General features: G+C 38.8%; 14 protein-coding genes. 4 read left to right on the top strand and 10 right to left on the bottom strand.

What is annotated here, in order from left to right; genetic code table 11:
* Window positions 1-39: 39 nt before the first annotated feature.
* On the bottom strand, window positions 40-1,110 hold the full coding sequence (gene lptG, locus AC27IF_RS05815; RefSeq protein WP_487053323.1) for an LPS export ABC transporter permease LptG: 1,071 nt from the start codon (window positions 1,108-1,110) through the stop codon (window positions 40-42).
* The gene (gene lptF / locus AC27IF_RS05820) at window positions 1,107-2,276 is read right to left on the bottom strand and encodes an LPS export ABC transporter permease LptF (RefSeq protein WP_487052849.1); all 1,170 of its coding nucleotides are present in this window, start codon (window positions 2,274-2,276) and stop codon (window positions 1,107-1,109) included. The genes lptG and lptF overlap by 4 nt, the downstream gene beginning before the upstream one ends.
* 217 nt (window positions 2,277-2,493) lie before the next feature.
* Between lptF and pepA the strand changes: the two genes are divergently transcribed.
* The 4 genes from pepA (at window position 2,494) to AC27IF_RS05840 (ending at window position 8,131) form a co-directional block, all read left to right on the top strand.
* Complete coding sequence (gene pepA, locus AC27IF_RS05825; protein ID WP_487052851.1) at window positions 2,494-4,002, top strand: leucyl aminopeptidase; 1,509 nt, start codon at window positions 2,494-2,496, stop codon at window positions 4,000-4,002.
* Window positions 4,003-4,099: 97 nt separating this feature from the next.
* Window positions 4,100-4,546 carry a DNA polymerase III subunit chi gene (locus AC27IF_RS05830; RefSeq protein ID WP_487052853.1) on the top strand — a complete coding sequence of 149 codons (447 nt, stop codon included), beginning with the start codon at window positions 4,100-4,102 and terminating at the stop codon, window positions 4,544-4,546.
* A 100-nt stretch (window positions 4,547-4,646) separates the two neighbouring features.
* Complete coding sequence (locus AC27IF_RS05835) at window positions 4,647-7,502, top strand: valine--tRNA ligase (protein ID WP_487052854.1); 2,856 nt, start codon at window positions 4,647-4,649, stop codon at window positions 7,500-7,502.
* 419 nt (window positions 7,503-7,921) lie between these two features.
* On the top strand, window positions 7,922-8,131 hold the full coding sequence (locus AC27IF_RS05840; protein ID WP_487052856.1) for a cold-shock protein: 210 nt from the start codon (window positions 7,922-7,924) through the stop codon (window positions 8,129-8,131).
* A gap of 168 nt (window positions 8,132-8,299) precedes the next feature.
* Here the strand turns inward: AC27IF_RS05840 and AC27IF_RS05845 are convergent, their stop codons facing one another.
* From AC27IF_RS05845 to AC27IF_RS05880, 8 genes are all read right to left on the bottom strand, one after another.
* Window positions 8,300-9,043: a PepSY domain-containing protein gene (locus AC27IF_RS05845; protein ID WP_487052858.1), complete on the bottom strand. Its 744-nt coding sequence runs from the start codon at window positions 9,041-9,043 to the stop codon at window positions 8,300-8,302.
* The gene (locus AC27IF_RS05850) at window positions 9,040-9,786 is read right to left on the bottom strand and encodes a PepSY domain-containing protein (protein ID WP_487052860.1); all 747 of its coding nucleotides are present in this window, start codon (window positions 9,784-9,786) and stop codon (window positions 9,040-9,042) included. The genes AC27IF_RS05845 and AC27IF_RS05850 overlap by 4 nt, the downstream gene beginning before the upstream one ends.
* Complete coding sequence (locus tag AC27IF_RS05855; RefSeq protein ID WP_487052862.1) at window positions 9,786-12,932, bottom strand: efflux RND transporter permease subunit; 3,147 nt, start codon at window positions 12,930-12,932, stop codon at window positions 9,786-9,788. Before AC27IF_RS05855 ends, AC27IF_RS05850 begins: the two co-directional genes overlap by 1 nt.
* Before the next feature lie 3 nt (window positions 12,933-12,935).
* Window positions 12,936-14,477, bottom strand: a complete 1,542-nt coding sequence (locus AC27IF_RS05860) for an efflux RND transporter periplasmic adaptor subunit (protein WP_487052864.1) — start codon at window positions 14,475-14,477, stop codon at window positions 12,936-12,938.
* Window positions 14,477-15,847: a TolC family protein gene (locus AC27IF_RS05865; protein ID WP_487052866.1), complete on the bottom strand. Its 1,371-nt coding sequence runs from the start codon at window positions 15,845-15,847 to the stop codon at window positions 14,477-14,479. Before AC27IF_RS05865 ends, AC27IF_RS05860 begins: the two co-directional genes overlap by 1 nt.
* Before the next feature lie 99 nt (window positions 15,848-15,946).
* Window positions 15,947-16,252, bottom strand: coding sequence for a hypothetical protein (locus AC27IF_RS05870; RefSeq protein ID WP_487052868.1), 306 nt, complete (start codon window positions 16,250-16,252; stop codon window positions 15,947-15,949).
* A gap of 202 nt (window positions 16,253-16,454) precedes the next feature.
* Window positions 16,455-17,564, bottom strand: a complete 1,110-nt coding sequence (ribB, locus tag AC27IF_RS05875; RefSeq protein WP_487052869.1) for a 3,4-dihydroxy-2-butanone-4-phosphate synthase — start codon at window positions 17,562-17,564, stop codon at window positions 16,455-16,457.
* Between the two features lie 50 nt (window positions 17,565-17,614).
* Window positions 17,615-18,277, bottom strand: a complete 663-nt coding sequence (locus tag AC27IF_RS05880; RefSeq protein ID WP_487052870.1) for a riboflavin synthase — start codon at window positions 18,275-18,277, stop codon at window positions 17,615-17,617.
* Window positions 18,278-18,297 lie beyond the last annotated feature (20 nt).

Genomic DNA, 18,297 nt, shown 5'->3' on the forward strand with positions numbered 1-18,297 from the left:
TTGGTTATCCACACACCACTTATATTCATTTAGCTACTTTTAGGTTACGTTCTTACTCATAAAATACCAAGAAACACTGATAAATAAGATACTAGGTGATATAGCGCCAATTAACGGTGGGAACTGATAAACCAAGCTTAAAGAGCCAAGTACTTCGTTAGTAACAAAGAACAGAATTCCTGTCACTACGCCCATCATAATACGAGCTCCCATAGACACAGAGCGCAATGGTCCAAAAATAAAAGATAGTGCTACTAATAACATCACAGCTAATGTGATGGGCTGCATTATCTTTCGCCAAAAAGCTAATTGATAACGACTTTGATCTTGAGCATTTGCTTCTAGGTAGTCTAAGTAATCAATTAAACCACGGATAGATAGTGACTCAGGTGTTACCGTCACTACACCGAGCTTTTTAGGTGTGAGTGATGATTGCCAAATTTGAGTCTCTGCTTTGCTGGTGGTAATTAAATCATCACTAAGCTGAGTATTTACCACATTTGATAATACCCATAAGTTATCTTGATAACTGGCGCTTTCAGCACTTAACCAACTATCTAATTTTAACTCTTGATTAAAACGATAAATTTGAATCTTTTTTAGTTGCCCTTGCTCTAGCACTTCGCCAATATTTACAAAGTAAGCACCATCTTTAGCCCAAACACCATTTTTAGCTGAAATTAAACTACCACCTGAAATAGCTTGAGCACGAATTTCTCTGGCTCTCGCTTCTCCACTCGGTGCTAACCACTCACCAACAGCCATCGAAACTATGACTAGAACTATAGCGGTTTTCATCACCGACTTAATAATATCTAATCGAGATAAACCAGCAGCTTGCATAACCACCAACTCACTATTGCTCGCTAACATACCGATACCTATTAAGCCGCCAATGAGCGCTGACATAGGAAAAAAAACTTCGATATCTCTAGGTATAGCATAAAGAACATATAGTGCCGCATGGGCTAAATCATAATTACCACGACCAACAGCACGCATTTGTTCAACAAACTTAATAATGCCACTTACGCTAACAAAAACCGCTAAAGTTAAAAAAGTGGTTGAGGCAATGATACGGCCAATATAAGCATCTAAAATTTTCATTATGCTTTGCCTCCAGACTGGTTTTGATTACTGGAGTTAGCACGGCTAAAGTTAGGCAATTTTGCTTTAATCTTTCGGCCACTACTACGCTCTTTCATCAGCAATGTGATACCTAAAAATAATGCACTTAAATGAATCGGCCAAAGTCCGATATTTACCGGTAATGCTTGGCGTTCAACACCTGAACGCATTGCTGTCAATAATAAGAAATAACCGAGGAATAACATTAATGCCGGTAACATTTTAGCGAATTTACCTTGCCTAGGGTTTACTACACTTAAAGGCACAGCAATAAAGGTTAAAATAATACAAGCAATCGGGAAAGCAATACGCCATTGAATTGTTGCGCCATATTCAGCTCTAAGTTCAGGGTCTTGAGCAGAAAATAATTGTGAAGTTGGTAGCGCACTGAGTTTTCTATGTTTTTGTTCAACTTCTTGATCTTGAATTTGTATATAATATTTGTCAAAAGCTACTGATTGAAATTCACCATTTTCTGCATCACTATGATAACGAGTACCATCGGTAAGTACTAATCGTTGTGAGCCAGCTTCTTCTTCAAATACCTGCCCTTGCTTGGCATAGACTAAACTCGCATTGATAATACTGTCTTCAAGATTGTTTTCATCTGGCAACTGCGCCACAAATACCTTATCAAAACCATTATCTTCTCGGTGCTTATCGTGAATAAATATCACCGCTTTATTATTGCCAGTTTTTTGAAAACGGCCAGCAACTAAAGCGCTTAAACCAGAATCAGCTGCTAACTCATCTTTAACTTGATATTGATATTCAGACGCCATGGGCGCTAAATATAAAGTAAAAATACCGGTAAATATAGCGGTAATAACGGCTAATACCAAGGTCACTCTCACCACGTACCACTCACTAACACCACAAGCATGCAATACTGTCATTTCATTATCAGCATAGATACGGCCATAAGCTAACAACACACCTAGAAATAAACTCAGTGGTAGCATCATACCTGCTAAATCAGGAATCTTAAGGCCAATAAAGATCATAACCATCTGCCCAGGTATGCTGCCTTCAGAAGCATCACCTAAAACACGTACAAACTTTTGACTGATAAAAATGGTCATTAACACTAAGAATACTGCTAGCTGTGTTTTAGCCACTTCTTTTAATAAATAACGAAAGATGATCACAAAAAGATCCCATAAAAACTGTGTTTTTTCTGACAATCAGCTAGTTTTTCTAGTAAACTTGCCGTTTTCATAACTAAACTATATAGTCGACTATTATATTAATTTAATTAATGCGGCTATAATTATAGCCCCTAGCGCTATCAGTTGAATAGTCAACAATGCTATTTTTTACTGATTTTAGCAAGTTATAGCAGAATAAATGTTAAAAGGAGAACTCATGGAGTTCAGTATAAAAAGCGGTAGCCCAGAAAAACAACGTAGTGCATGTATTGTTGTTGGTGTGTTTGAACCCCGCCGTCTCAGTGCCACTGCAGAGCAACTTGATGAAATCAGTGAAGGCTACATCAGCAACCTTTTACGCAAAGGTGATTTAGAAGGCAAATCAGGACAGATGTTACTATTACATCATGTTCCAAATATTTTAAGCGAGCGTGTATTACTTGTTGGCTGCGGTAAAGAGCGCGAGTTAGATGAACGTCAGTACCGACAAATCATTAACAAAACCATTAATACCTTAAATGAAACGGGTTCAATGGAAGCAGTATGTTTTTTATCTGAGCTGCATGTTAAAGGTCGTGATACATACTGGAAAGTACGTCAAGCGGTTGAAGCAACTCAAGACGGTTTATACAGTTTTAATAGTTTAAAAACACGTAAAGAAGAGCCACGTAGGCCACTACGTAAAATTGTTTTCAATGTACCTACACGTCGTGAATTACCTATTGGTGAACGTGCAATTGCACACGCTTTAGCTATTTCTGAAGGTATAACCACCTGTAAAAATGTTGCTAATATGCCACCAAATATTTGTAATCCTGCTTATTTAGCTGAGCAAGCTAAAATTTTAGCTAATGATTATGACAAAGTTTCCACCACCATCATTGGTGAGCAAGAAATGGAATCTTTAGGCATGGGCTCATATTTAGCCGTTGGTCGTGGCTCAGAAAATGAATCACTAATGAGTATCATGACTTACAACGGTATTGATGACGATTCAAAACCATTAGTATTAGTGGGTAAAGGATTAACATTTGACAGTGGTGGCATCTCCTTAAAACCTGGTGCTGGCATGGATGAAATGAAATATGACATGGGCGGAGCCGCCGGTGTTTTAGGTGCTATGCATGCGTTAGCAGAGCTCGATTTACCAATAAAAGTGATCGGCGTATTGGCTGGCTGTGAAAACATGCCTAGCAGTAATGCTTATCGTCCTGGTGATATATTAACGACTATGTCAGGACAAACGGTTGAAGTATTAAACACCGATGCTGAAGGTCGACTAGTACTTTGTGACGCCTTAACTTATGTTGAACGATTTGAACCAGAAGCGGTAATTGATGTTGCTACATTAACAGGTGCTTGTGTTGTTGCTTTAGGAAAACACGCTACCGGGTTACTAAGTACTCACAATCCATTAGCACATGAACTATTAAACGCCTCAGAGCAAAGTGGTGATAGAGCATGGCGATTACCTTTATGGGACGATTATCAAGAGCAATTAGAAAGCCCGTTTGCTGATATGACAAATCTTGGCGGTAAAGGAGCAGGCACAATTACTGCTGCATGTTTCTTATCTCGTTTTACTAAGAAATATCATTGGGCACATCTCGATGTTGCAGGTACTGCATGGCGCAGTGGTGGCAAAGATAAAGGCTCTACAGGTCGCCCGGTTAGCATGTTAACGCAATTTTTGCTTAATCGCGCTGGACATGAACAAGGGGAATAATTGTAGGTGAAATCTTAGCTATACTAGCCAAACGCAAAGTATAGCTTTTCAAAAACGTTAGCATAAATGCTCACCTACAAATATTGAGATAATTGCAATGCAAACCCAAGTAATGTTTTACATATTACCTGATGATAAACAAGACGCTGAACCTATCAAGGATAATTCAGCGTCTTATCATGCCTGTTTACAAGCAAGTCACTTCTATCGTCAAAACCAGCGGGTATATATCTATACGCAAGATCAGGCTCAAGCAGAAACAATCGATGAACTACTGTGGGCTTTTGATAGTGATAGCTTTGTTCCTCATAACCTAGTGGGTGAAGGCCCTAAACAAGGTGCTGCCGTTGAAATTGGTAATCAATTCCCTCGCGGTCGACGCTCAGTGCTCATTAACCTAACAAATGAAGTACCTGATTTTGCTAGCCAATTTCAATTTGTTGTTGATTTTGTTCCTAGTGATGAATCACTAAAGCAACAAGCACGCGAACGATTTAAAACATGTCGTCAATGGGGTTTTCAGGTAGAAACGACTAAAGTCTAGCAAACTCAATAACGCAAACAGATAGATAAATTAAGTCACAAGCATCGCCAAACTCGTAACTTGTGCCACAAACTAACAACTTTTTATTTTCGAGAAAATGATGGAAAAAACATTTAACCCAACCGACATAGAACAATCTTTATATACTAGCTGGGAAGAACAAGGTTACTTTAGCCCTACTGGTGAAGGTGACAGCTACAGCATTGCTATACCACCACCTAATGTGACTGGCTCTTTGCATATGGGTCATGCGTTTCAACAAACCATCATGGATACGTTAATTCGTTACCAGCGTATGCAAGGTAAAAATACCTTATGGCAAACGGGCTGTGATCATGCAGGTATCGCTACACAAATGGTAGTTGAACGTAAAATTGCCGCTGAAGAAGACAAAACTCGCCACGATTATGGCCGTGAAGGTTTCATTGATAAAATTTGGCAGTGGAAGGAAGAGTCTGGCGGTACTATTGGTAAGCAAATGCGCCGATTAGGTAACTCTATTGATTGGAGTCGTGAACGTTTCACTATGGACGAAGGCATGTCTGAAGCTGTACAAGAAGTTTTTGTACGCCTTTTTGAAGATGATCTTATATATCGTGGTAAGCGCCTTGTAAACTGGGATCCTAAATTCCATACCGCTATTTCTGATTTAGAAGTTGAGAACAAAGATAAAAAAGGCAACATGTGGCACCTTCGTTACCCATTAGCGGATGGCGCTAAAACAGCTGAAGGTAAAAACTACTTAGTGGTTGCCACCACACGACCTGAAACCATGTTAGGTGATACCGGTGTTGCCGTTAACCCTGAAGATCCACGTTACAAAGATCTTATTGGTAAAAAAGTACTCTTACCCTTAGTAAATCGTTTAATTCCTATCGTTGGTGATGACCATGCCGATATGGAAAAAGGTACTGGTTGTGTGAAAATCACACCTGCCCATGACTTTAATGATAATGAGGTTGGTAAACGCCACGCGCTACCACAAATCAATATATTTGATAAAGATGCCGCCATCTTAGCCAGCGCTGAAGTTTACGATACCAAAGGTGAAAGCTCTGATGCCTATAGCACAGATTTACCGAGCGACTTTGCTGGTATGGACCGATTTGTTGCTCGTAAAGCCATTGTTGCTCAATTTGATGAATTGGGCTTATTAGTAGAAGTAAAAGATCATGATTTAGTTGCCCCATATGGCGATAGATCAGGTGTGATCATTGAGCCATTATTAACGGATCAATGGTATGTAAGAGTTGAAAAACTAGCAGGCCCAGCAGTTGATGCGGTAAAAGACGGGCAAATTGAATTTGTGCCTAAACAATATGAAAATTTATATTTCTCTTGGATGAAAGATATTCAAGATTGGTGTATTTCACGTCAATTATGGTGGGGACACAGAATTCCCGCTTGGTATGACGAAAGTGGCAAAGTCTATGTTGGCCGCACTGAAGAAGAAGTGCGAGCTGCCAATGACCTTGAAGCTGATGTAATCCTTAATCAAGACAATGATGTATTAGACACTTGGTTCTCATCAGCCTTATGGACGTTTTCTACCTTAGGCTGGCCTAAGGATACCGATGATTTAAAAACCTTTCACCCTACCGATGTGTTAGTAACGGGTTTTGATATTATTTTCTTCTGGGTTGCCCGTATGATCATGATGACCATGCACTTTAACAAAGATGAAAATGGCAAGGCCCAAATACCTTTCAAAAAGATATATATGACTGGTCTTATTCGTGATGAAAACGGCGATAAGATGAGTAAATCTAAAGGGAATGTAATTGATCCACTGGATATGATTGATGGTATTTCTTTAGAAGATTTACTACAAAAACGTACTGGCAACATGATGCAGCCAAAGCTTGCCAAGAAAATTGAAAAGCTTACCAAAAAAGAATTTCCTAATGGTATTGAAGCGCACGGAACCGACGCGTTGCGTTTTACTTTAACATCTGTAGCCACAACCGGTCGTGATATCAGCTGGGATATGAAGCGTTTAGAAGGGTACCGTAACTTTACCAATAAATTATGGAATGCTAGCCGTTATGTATTAATGAACACGGAAGAGTTTGATTGCGGTGCAAACTCAGAAGACATGCAACTGTCTCTAGCGGATCGTTGGATAATAGGACAATTTGAACAAACCGTGAAAACTGTTCATGAAGCCTTTGACTCTTTCCGTTTTGATTTAGCTTCACAAGCATTATACGAATTTACTTGGAATCAATTTTGTGACTGGTATTTAGAATTAACTAAACCAGTATTATTCAAAGGTAATGAAGCACAACAACGCGGCACACGTCATACCTTAGTCAATGTATTAGAGGGTTTACTGCGCTTAATGCACCCTATTATGCCATTTATTACAGAAACTATTTGGCAACGTGTTCAACCATTGAGTGGCTTTAGTAAAGTTGATAACTCTATTATGACACAAGCTTTCCCGCAATTTGATGAAAGCAATTGTGATCAACAAGCTATTGATGATTTGGAATGGGTTAAGCAATTCATCGTCGCCATTCGTAATATTCGCGGTGAAATGGATATCGCTCCAAGCAAACCATTACCAGTGCTACTTAAAAATGTCAGTGACAACGATCAACGTCGCTTGAGTGAAAACGAACAGTTTTTAAGTTCGTTGGCCAAACTTGACAGTATTACTGTGCTCAGCGATGACGAGCAAGGCCCTGCCTCTGCTTCAGCCGTTATTGGTGATTTATCAGTATTAATCCCTATGGCGGGCTTAATAGATAAAGAAGCTGAGCTTGCACGTTTAGATAAAGCAATTGATAAGCTAGAAAAAGATGCAGCGAAAACCCGTGGTAAATTAAATAACGAAAATTTTGTTGGTAAAGCCCCTGCTGCTGTTATTGAAAAAGAAAAAGCAAAGTTAGCCGAAGCGGAATCAGCACTTGCTAAAATGCATGAACAAAAAGCTCAAATAGCCGCATTATAAGTGGGTAAACACAGTTATTAAGCCAGAGGACCTCCCCTTACACCTCTAGTTTTGTATACTATATTCAAATAAAAATTGAACTATTTCAATTTTTTATAAAGCATATTAAAAACAACTGTGTTATGCTCCCATTGCGTTGAGTTTTTGCGTTGCGGATGAAGGTTGATACTAACTTTTGTTTTAGATTTATCAGGTACCTATGTATTTGAATATTCTTAACAAACGGATTTAGGCAATGCAGACTGTTTGTTTGTTCCAAATACGCTTTGTTACGAATATGGTTTGTTTCCTTCCTCTTCCTGTACTACTTATGGTAGAGGGCATTTACTCGGGTGAAAACGGTATTGGCTATATTGAGAATATTCTCAATAAGAAAATACCACATTAATATTATTTTATGACTACGGGAAAATGTAAGTATGTCTGATACAGTTACTGGTAAAGTTAAATTTTTCAACGAAACTAAAGGTTTCGGTTTTATTGAGCAAGAAAATGGTCCTGACGTGTTTGTTCACTTCAGCGCAATCACTGGAGACGGTTTCCGTACTCTAGCTGACGGTCAAGCAGTATCGTTCAGTGTTAAACAAGGTCAAAAAGGCCCAGAAGCTGAGAACGTTACAGCACTATAATTTTATAGTCCTTTTGTAATAGTTTTAAATTTTCTTTGTAGGCTTTAGTCATTGACTATTGTTAGTTTAGAAAAAGAATTCTGTAAAAAAGCGAAGTATTAACATAAGTTAATCTTCGCTTTTTTGTTAGCTAAATTTCAATGGATTGTTTCAAAGCTAATACCTATATCATCGCAAATAACGCCCTTTTCTTACTAACGACACCACCCAAGTAGCACCAGTAAAGCAAAACAACAGGGTTAATAACGCAAAAAATATTATTTGCCAATTATTAAAGCTTCCGATATAGCCATAATCCATAAAGTGCAGCATAAAGAAAAAATCGCTAAAACGTTTATTTATATTGCTATGACCAACAAGTCGTCCTGAGCTAGCATCAATATACACACTCGTTTCTAACTCATCAGAAAAGTCAATTTTCCAAACCACATTCTTCTCTTTAGGAAAGTCTGCAATGGGCGGATGTAAAAGAACACTAGAGCTTATTTTACCTTGTCCACTATAAGTACTTTTAGCAATTAATTGAGCCATCAAACTATCGATAACTTGAGTTTTACCGCTAACAGCATGAATTAATGTATGTTCATTAAAAAAGTGCGGATATAAACTTTTTTGGTGATTAAGCAAATAATATGGCTGCGACAATAAATAAATCAACTTGATAGAATGAATTGAGTCAAAGGGTTCATTTACACTTCCCTGCTTAAATTCATTCCGGCTAAGTAGAGTACTTGGCTCAATCAATTCACTATGGTTTATTTTATTTTCTGTAACAGCTTGGATACGATAGGTCTTTCCTCGAGCTTTGTCATGATCCATTAAGTTAAAATATAACCCAGTTGATAGCCATATTAACAACTGCAAGGCAACTAACACCGATAACCATTTATGTAATGATTTAATTAATTTCATCTTGACCGCCCAGCTTTTGCTAACGGCTTAACCTGTTTATTGGTTATGGGCTTTATAACTCGATAATAGCTCAAAGGTAGCCCCAATAAACTTGCCAACAAAGCAATTAAACTAGTAATAAACAGCAACATATTACTCGCATCTTCTTCGATATAATCCATAACATGAAAACTAAACATCCAGTCAAATATACGCCAATAACTATGCCGCTTAGTCACTAACTCCCCTGTATCAACATTGATATAAAAACTAGGGCTATCAAATCGTTCAAAATCAACTCGCCATACAGGTAAGTGTCTGGCATTTAATTCAAATGGTGGATTTTCAGTGATCAAACTCACTTGCCGAATACTACCTTTATCTCCGGTATACAAACTTTGCGCTATTTGTACGGCATGCTCTTTAGTCAGCGGAGATATTAACTGCCCATTAGCAGCATCGAGCATGTATTTATGCTGATTTTGTTCATTTACCACACTAAATCGGTAGATTGCACGACCAAATATTGTAGTTAATGTTAAGTCTTTCGCCTCAGGGTAATCTTGATATATCCTTGCTATGGGGTAGTTAACCTTATCTGCTGTTAATGGCGCCACCTGCTCAGCAACTAAGGTATCCCCATGAATATAGTCGATATCAAGAAGTACCATATACGTGCCTGTTATTGACCAAATAACAAACTGCAAACCAACAACAAGCATTAACCATTTATGATATTTTCGACTAACTCTATGCCAAGACATTACAACTTTTCCTTTAACGACTTAACACGCCACAAATAGAATAAGGCCGGTAAAACAAGTAAGGTGAGTAACACGGCAGAGACCATACCACCTACCATAGGAGCGGCAATACGGCTCATTACTTCACTGCCGGTACCTGTACCATATAAGATAGGTAACAAACCAACAATAATAGCAGCAGCAGTCATCATTACAGGTCTAACACGCTTACCTGCGCCAACCAATACCGCCTCGTATATGGCTGAGGGCTCAATCTTCACTTTATTTGATTGATGTTTTTGTAGCATCTCTTGGTAGGCCTGATTTAAATAAACTAACATAATAACGCCAATTTCAACGGCTACCCCAGCTAACGCAATAAAGCCCACACCGACTGCCACTGAAAAATTATAGCCTTGAAGGTACATTAACCAAATACTTCCTACCATAGCTAATGGTAAGGTGAGCATGATCATGGCAACTTCTGTCATATTTCTAAAGTTCAAATACAAGAGTACGATAATAATAGCCAGCGTCAGTGGCACAACATAGCTTAACTTTTCTTTCGCTCTCTGCATGTATTCGTATTGACCTGCCCATGCAATAGAGTAACCGGCAGGTAAAGTTAATTTATCAAATAATACCTGCTGGGCATTTTCAACGTAATGACCAATATCAATACCAGAATTAAGATCAATATAAGACCAACCATTTAAACGAGCATTTTCAGACTTAATTCCTGGCGGACCATCTTCAATAAAAATGTTCGCGACATCACCTAATGGAATACGCTGACCACTCGGCGTAACTATAGGTAATAAAGCCAACTGTTCAGGTGAATTACGATAATCTTGTGGATAACGAATGTTAACTGGGTAACGCTCTAACCCTTCTATAGTTTGAGTAACATTCATACCACCAATCGCCGTAGCAACTACTTGTTGAATATCACTGATATTTAATCCATAGCGAGCAGCTTTTTCACGTTGTATATCTACTTTAATATACCGACCTCCTACCACACGTTCAGAGTAAACCGATGCTGTACCGGGTACATCAGATAAAATTGTCTCTATTTGCTGACCTATACGTTGAATTTCTATTAATGACGGACCTGAAATTTTAATACCAACAGGCGTTTTAATACCTGTAGCAAGCATGTCTATACGGGTTTTTATCGGCATAACCCAAGCATTGGTTACACCGGGAAATTGCACCAAAGCATCTAATTCTTGCTTTAAGCTCTCAGTAGTAACTCCTTCGCGCCACTGAGATTTTGGTTTTAATTGGATGAAACTTTCAATCATAGTGATGGGTGCAGAATCAGTAGCTGTTTCTGCGCGCCCTACTTTCCCTAAAATAGACTCAACCTCAGGTACAGTATAAATAAGCTTATCGGTTTGCTGGAGTAATTGCCTCGCTTGACCTATTGAGATACCCGGATAAGTGGTGGGCATATACATTAAATCCCCCTCATCCAACGGAGGGATAAACTCACTGCCAATTTTATCTAATGGGTATAGCCCGATGCCAACCATGGCTACAGCCACCACTAAAGTGGTTTTTGGAAAGCTCAATACTTGCCTAAGTACAGGCAAATAAATTGCGCTGAGTAAGCGGTTGACTGGGTTTTTATGCTCAGGCAACACTTTACCTCGAATAAAGTACCCCATCAAAACAGGCACAAGCGTAATAGCTAACGCCGCAGAAGCCGCCATGGCATAAGTTTTGGTAAAGGCTAATGGAGAAAACATGCGCCCTTCTTGCGCCTCTAATGTAAAAACAGGCACAAAGCTAACCGTGATAATTAACAAGCTAAAAAATAATGCCGGCCCTACTTCACAAGCTGAATCGGTCACCACTTGCCAACGATTTTGGTTCGTTAATTTCTGGCCTGAGTTAGATAGTTTTTCCATGTGCTTGTGCATGTTTTCAACCATGACTATCGCACCATCAATCATAGCGCCAATCGCAATCGCAATGCCACCCAGAGACATGATATTGGCATTTAGTCCTTGCCAGTACATGACAATAAAAGCCGTTAAAATACCTACAGGTAAGCTAATGATAGCCACAAGTGAAGAGCGCACATGAAATAAGAACAACACACAAACCAGCGCCACCACAGCAAACTCTTCTAATAATTTAACGCTAAGATTATTCACCGCACGTTCAATTAATGCCGAGCGATCATAGACAGTTACTACCTCTACCCCATCGGGTAACCCTTGTTTAAGCTGTTCAAGCTTTTCTTTTACTCTAACAATCACTTGTTGAGCATTTTCACCGTATCGCATTACCACAATGCCACCAACAGTTTCTCCTTCACCATTTAGCTCAGCAATACCCCTGCGCATTTGAGGACCAATAACTATATCCGCTACATCTTTTAATAATAACGGTGTACCATTTTGGTTGACCCCTAATGGAATATTCTCTAAATCTTGGGCATTTTTAATGTACCCTGTCGCTCTCACCATATATTCAGCTTCAGCCATTTCCACAACAGAAGCGCCAATCTCTTGATTTCCTTGCTTAATGGCTTGTTGAATTAAAGATAATGGAATACCAAAAGCGCGTAACTTATCTGGATTAACCTGTACTTGATATTGCTTAACCATACCTCCTAAGGCACTAACTTGTGAAACACCCGGTACAGTTTGTAATTCATACTTTAAAAACCAGTCTTGAATGCTACGTAATTGGCTAATATCATGCTGACCAGTTCTGTCTACCAGAGCATATAAATATACCCAACCAACACCTGTCGCATCTGGTCCTAGCTGCGCTTTAGCTGAACTAGGTAAATTAGGAGTAACTTGGCTTAAGTATTCTAGAACACGTGATCGAGCCCAATAAAGATCTGTTTTTTCATCGAAAATAACATACACATATGAGTCACCAAAAAAAGAAAAACCGCGCACAGTTTCTGCACCTGGTACCGATAGCATTGCGGTTGTTAGCGGGTAAGTTACTTGGTCTTCTACGACTTGTGGCGCCTGCCCAGGATAACTGGTTTTGATGATAACTTGCACATCAGATAAATCAGGCAAAGCGTCTACAGGAGTATTTTTGACAGAGTACAACCCTATAATAACAAGTATAAAAGTAGCCAATAATACAAAAATGCGATTATGTACAGACCAACGAATAATTGCTGCAATCATATACTACTCCTGCGCTTGACTGTCACGTACAATAAATTCAGTAATAATAAAATCACCGTCTTGTATTTCAAAAGTAAACGCTAGGCTATCCCCGACATTAAAATCAGCTATATCGAGGTTATCAGCAATTAAAAAGTCGAGGGTTGCTGCAGGGCGTTGCCATTTATCGATGGCTTCTCTAGATATATTGACCATGCCATGCCCCGCCATAACTGCATTTATTACCCCAGTTGTTGTTGCTGAGCTTACTTTTGCTGGCATTGTCATAGTATGCTCATCATTCACCTCAGTATTATGATTCATCCGCATAAAGTCAGAAGATTTACTCGACTCAGAATCAAGTAAAAACTGCGAAGAAACCACAACTTCCTCACCTTCTGACAAGCCGGTTAATATTTCTATCGACTCACTATCAAATTGCCCAGCGGTAACGGCAATCGATTTATAACTGCCACCACCCAGTGCTAGTACAACCCTATCTTGGTTGCCAGTTCGAATTAACGCAGCCTTTGGAATGACTAGTGCAGGCTCATCATCACTAGTGTGTATGGTAACTTGCGCAAACATATTTGGCTTAAAGTCACCTGTTTGATTATCAAGGCGTAACCGTACTTTTATCGTACGTGTTTTAGCATCTAAAGTAGGGTAAATAAAATCCACTTCACCACTAAACTTCTTACCCGGTAAGTAATCTAAAGTCATGCTAGCTTTAGTACCAACTTGCACGTCTGCAGCTTGGCGCTCAAACACTTCAGCTTCGACCCATACATTGGATAAATCTCCGATAGACATGAGTGTTGCACCTGGTTTAACAAAAAAACCTTCACGTATTTTCAAATTTTCTACGACACCATTTTGCGGTGCATAAAAAGTAATGCTTTGCTGTACTTTACGAGATTTTTTTAATCCAGCAATAGCCGTTAGAGGTAACTGCAAGGCAATTAACCTATTTTTTGCGGCATTAATTAAACGGGTATTATTTCTGTCTAATGCTAAAACAAACTCTTCTTGAGCATTCACTAATTCCGGAGAATATATATCGTAAAGAGGCTGACCTTTGGTAACTAAAGAGCCAACCGTTTTTACATATAACTTCTCAATCCAACCATCAACACGTGGATGAATATGTACTAGCTTATCTTCATCATAAGTAACATAACCAACTGTATTTATTTGATTATGTAAGGCTCTATATTCAGCTTCAGTCGTTCTCACTCCTAAATTATTAATGACATCGGCTGAAATACGTATCGTACCAACACCTTCATTCACACCTTCATTCACACCTTCATTCACACCTTCATTTACATCCGCATAGACGGGAACTAAATCCATTCCCATTGGTGACTTACCAGGTTGCTCTCTTCTATAATTGTCATCCATGGGGGCTACCCAGTACAAAGGTTGCTTTATTTCTTCATCTTGAGTGTCAGATATTTTATTAGGTACCTTGAAATAAAGTGCGCTGATCACACTTCCTAAAAGCACACCCAAAACCAAAGTGAGCAATAAGGTATTTTTAGATAGTTTTTTTTGTATTGTCATTATGCTTCTCCTATTGCTGACGCTGTTGTAGTGCCAACAAAAAGGTAATTCAATTCTAAAATTAATTTTTGCTCTTGGACATTTAACGCTAAAAAGTCTATTTGAGCATTGAGCTCGGCGATACGTGCACGAACAACTTCTGAAAAATCACCATCGTCATTGGTATAAGCCGTCAAAGAGGCTTGTGCTTGATCATGTATTTGTGGCAACAAACGCTCTTCATACAAAGTTTGCCGTTCGTTTACCCGCTGCAACTGACCTTTTGCACTGCTAAATGCTGACATTAATTGCCTAATTAGTAACAACTTTTCAGTTTTAATCGCTTGAGTATTTGCAACCGCCGCTTTTACTTCGTTATCTTGTTTTTCGCTGGTAAAAAGTGGTACATCGAAGACGACTCCTAGGGTAAATAAATCAGCACGGCTATTTCCCATAGGATCATCATCACGAAAACCATAGCTGGCATTGATCCCCCACTGAGGCTGGTATTTCTGTTGCGCTAAATCGACACCTCGAGAAGTGGCCGCAATACTTTTATCTAAAGAAAGTACTGAAGGGTGCGTAGCTAATAATAAAGCGAGTTGTTCAGGCTTTAAACCCTTATGATTATTGATGGTTTTTTGCTGTAACAGCGTTAACACTGGCAATTTATCACTAATATTTATTCTCATATCGCTATTGATTAAATGAGGCGAAACGGTGGAATCGCCATTAAATGAAAATTGATTTAGCCACTGAGATAATAACCCTTGATAACGACTTTGCTCTAATTTTAACTGATTCAATCTATCTTCAAGGCGGGTAAGCTCTAATTGGGAACGTACTATGTCATACTGGCGTGTCTTGCCAAGTCCACTGCCATAACTTGCTTCAACTAAATCATTTAACTGTTCAAATAAATTGCGGTTTTTTTCAATTAAATTAATACTTTGCTCAACTCTAAATAAATTTAGCCACAAACTACCTACGGTCACTGCAACCTTACTTAACCTATCTTGGCGCTGTAATGGCTGCTGCTGAGATTGAAGTTGTAACTGCTTGTTTTTAATTGCTAGGGAATCACCACGGGCAAACATTTGAGAAACGCCAACTTTGAACTGTGTCATCGCCTCTTGCGAATAATCAAAGCCATCTGTGGGCAAGTTAGCAAAGGCGATTGACATACTTGGATCAGGCTGAGTGTTAACCGATTTACTCATTAGTTCTAATGATTGTTGTCTTTGACGACTTCCCTCTAACCAAGGATCATTTTGTTGCGCCGTTTTAATTACTTGAGCAAACGTTAATGGGGCTTGGTTAGCATAGCTGTTAAAAGTAACAGCAATAGCCAATAAAGCTGTAGACACAGCTAAGTGGTTATTTTTTTTCATACTTCTTTCTCTTTACTTAACTAAATACGAGAATAATTCAATGCCGAAGTTAAAAGCTTCGACAGTTTAAGGAATTTTAGGCACAGCTGTGCCGTGAAGTTATGAAATGGGTGGTCGGTAGAGTGAAGAATTTATCGGAGAGATAACAAATGATGGTAACTGGGCGATTTGTTGCTCAGTAATAACAGCAGAGCTGAAAGTGTTGCTAACTTGTATAAATAAACTAACACAACCACTCATAGGACATTGGCACTGCTCTTGGCAGCAATCCATCATAGTGTTTTGGCTAGTTAGCTCAATAATATGCTTAGTACTATCCTCAGACATCATACCTGCATGATTCATCTTAAGCTCTGAATTTGGGCTGTGCTTCATTGTACTCATATCGGCATGTAAGCAAGACATGCTTACACTTGCCACTGCCTGACCTACAAAGGTAATCAGCATCAGCAAACTAGTGCATATATTGCGTCTTAAGTTTTTCATATTTAAAGGCCGATATCTCTACAGTTCGTAGAACATAATACGGTTAATTACTATAATTAACAATAAAAAAGACCTTGCAAAGTGCAAAGTCTTTTAAAGAATTACACTTATTAAAAATAACCTATTCCGCTATATACTCAACAACTTCTAAGCCGAAGCCTGATAATGAGTGATATTTAGTTTGTGAGCTCAACAAACGCATTTTACTTACGCCTAAGTTAGATAATATTTGTGAGCCAACACCAACATTACGAGAGCCAACATGACGGTTAATTTCTTTAACGGATTCTCCCGCATCAATTTTGGCGTACTTTTCTACTAAGTTAATTAATTCAGCTGGTGATTCGTGTTTACCCAGTAAAACTAATACTCCGCCTTCTTTAGCTATTTTTTCTAATGCGCTAGCCATTGGCCATTTTGCTACACTTTCTCGTTGGCTAAATAATAAATCCCTGAACGTATTTTCTAAATGTACACGCACAAGCGTTGGCTCTTCGGCCTTTATTTCACCTTTGGTTAAAGCAAAGTGTGCTTGACCGTCAATAGTGTCTTTAAATACTGTTAAATCAAAATCACCAAAAGCGGTAGGTAATTTACATTGAGATACACGTTCAATAGTCGTTTCGGTAGCATTTCTAAATTCAATTAAATCAGCAATGGTACCCATTTTAATATCATGCTTTTTAGCAATAATTTCTAAATCTGGGCGACGCGCCATGGTGCCATCTTCATTGAGAATTTCGACAATAACGGCAGCCGGCTCACAGCCCGCCATACGTGCTAAATCAACACCGGCTTCGGTATGCCCGGCACGGTTCAAAACGCCACCGTCTTCAGCAATAAGTGGAAAAATATGTCCCGGCTGAACAATATCAAGATGAGTAGAATCTTTACCTGTGGCAGCTAAAACCGTTTTGGCTCTATCTGCTGCCGAAATACCGGTAGTGACACCAGTTGCCGCTTCAATTGAAACAGTAAAATTAGTACTAAACTGAGCATCGTTTTTATCAACCATTAATGGCAACTTTAAGCGTTGGCCTTGCTCTTGAGTAATAGGCATACAAATCAAGCCACGACCATGAGTTGCCATAAAGTTGATAGCTTCAGGAGTCACTAATTCGGCTGCCATGATGAAGTCACCTTCATTTTCACGGTCTTCATCATCCATTAAAATAACCATTTTACCTAAAGCTATATCGTCGATTATTTCTTGTGGGGTATTTAAATTCATTAGATTCTCTTTGGTTATTTATTCAATTTTTTATGAAAGTTTCAATTACGTTACTTTATAAAGCCAGACTTTTGTAACAATGCTTCGGTGACATTTGATTTAACTGCAGAGTTTTCTGGCTCTTGCTTAGTTAACAAACGCTCGAGGTAGCGAGCAATTAAATCCACTTCTAAATTTACTTTAGTGCCAACTTGATAGTGAGCAAAAATAGTTTCTTTAACTGTGTGAGGTACTATGGTTAATCTAAACTTATCTGCTGCTAAAGCATTAACAGTTAAGCTAGTACCGTCAACGGTTACCGAGCCTTTTTCAGCAATGTAATGTGCCAAATCACTCGGCATAGACAGCCAGTATTCTATACTATTGCCATTATTGGTAATGGACAAAACTTCGCTAATGCCATCAACATGACCAGAGACCATATGTCCACCAAAACGCGTACTCGCTAACATGGCCTTTTCTAAGTTAACTTGCATACCAACACTGTAATTGGCAAAGCCTGTACGTTGTAATGTTTCATTTGATACATCAGCACTATAGCTATGTTGATTAAATTCGATAACAGTTAAACAAATGCCGTTTGTGGCAATAGAGTCGCCAAGTTTAACATCACTCATATCAAGAGCATTAGTATCAATAACTAAACGTGCTCCTTGAGCGTTAATATTAATCGCTTTAATTGTGCCAACAGCTTCGATAATTCCGGTAAACATAATATCTCTTTTTAATTAAG

It is taken from the genome of Colwellia sp. KS18-150, from assembly GCF_057551365.1.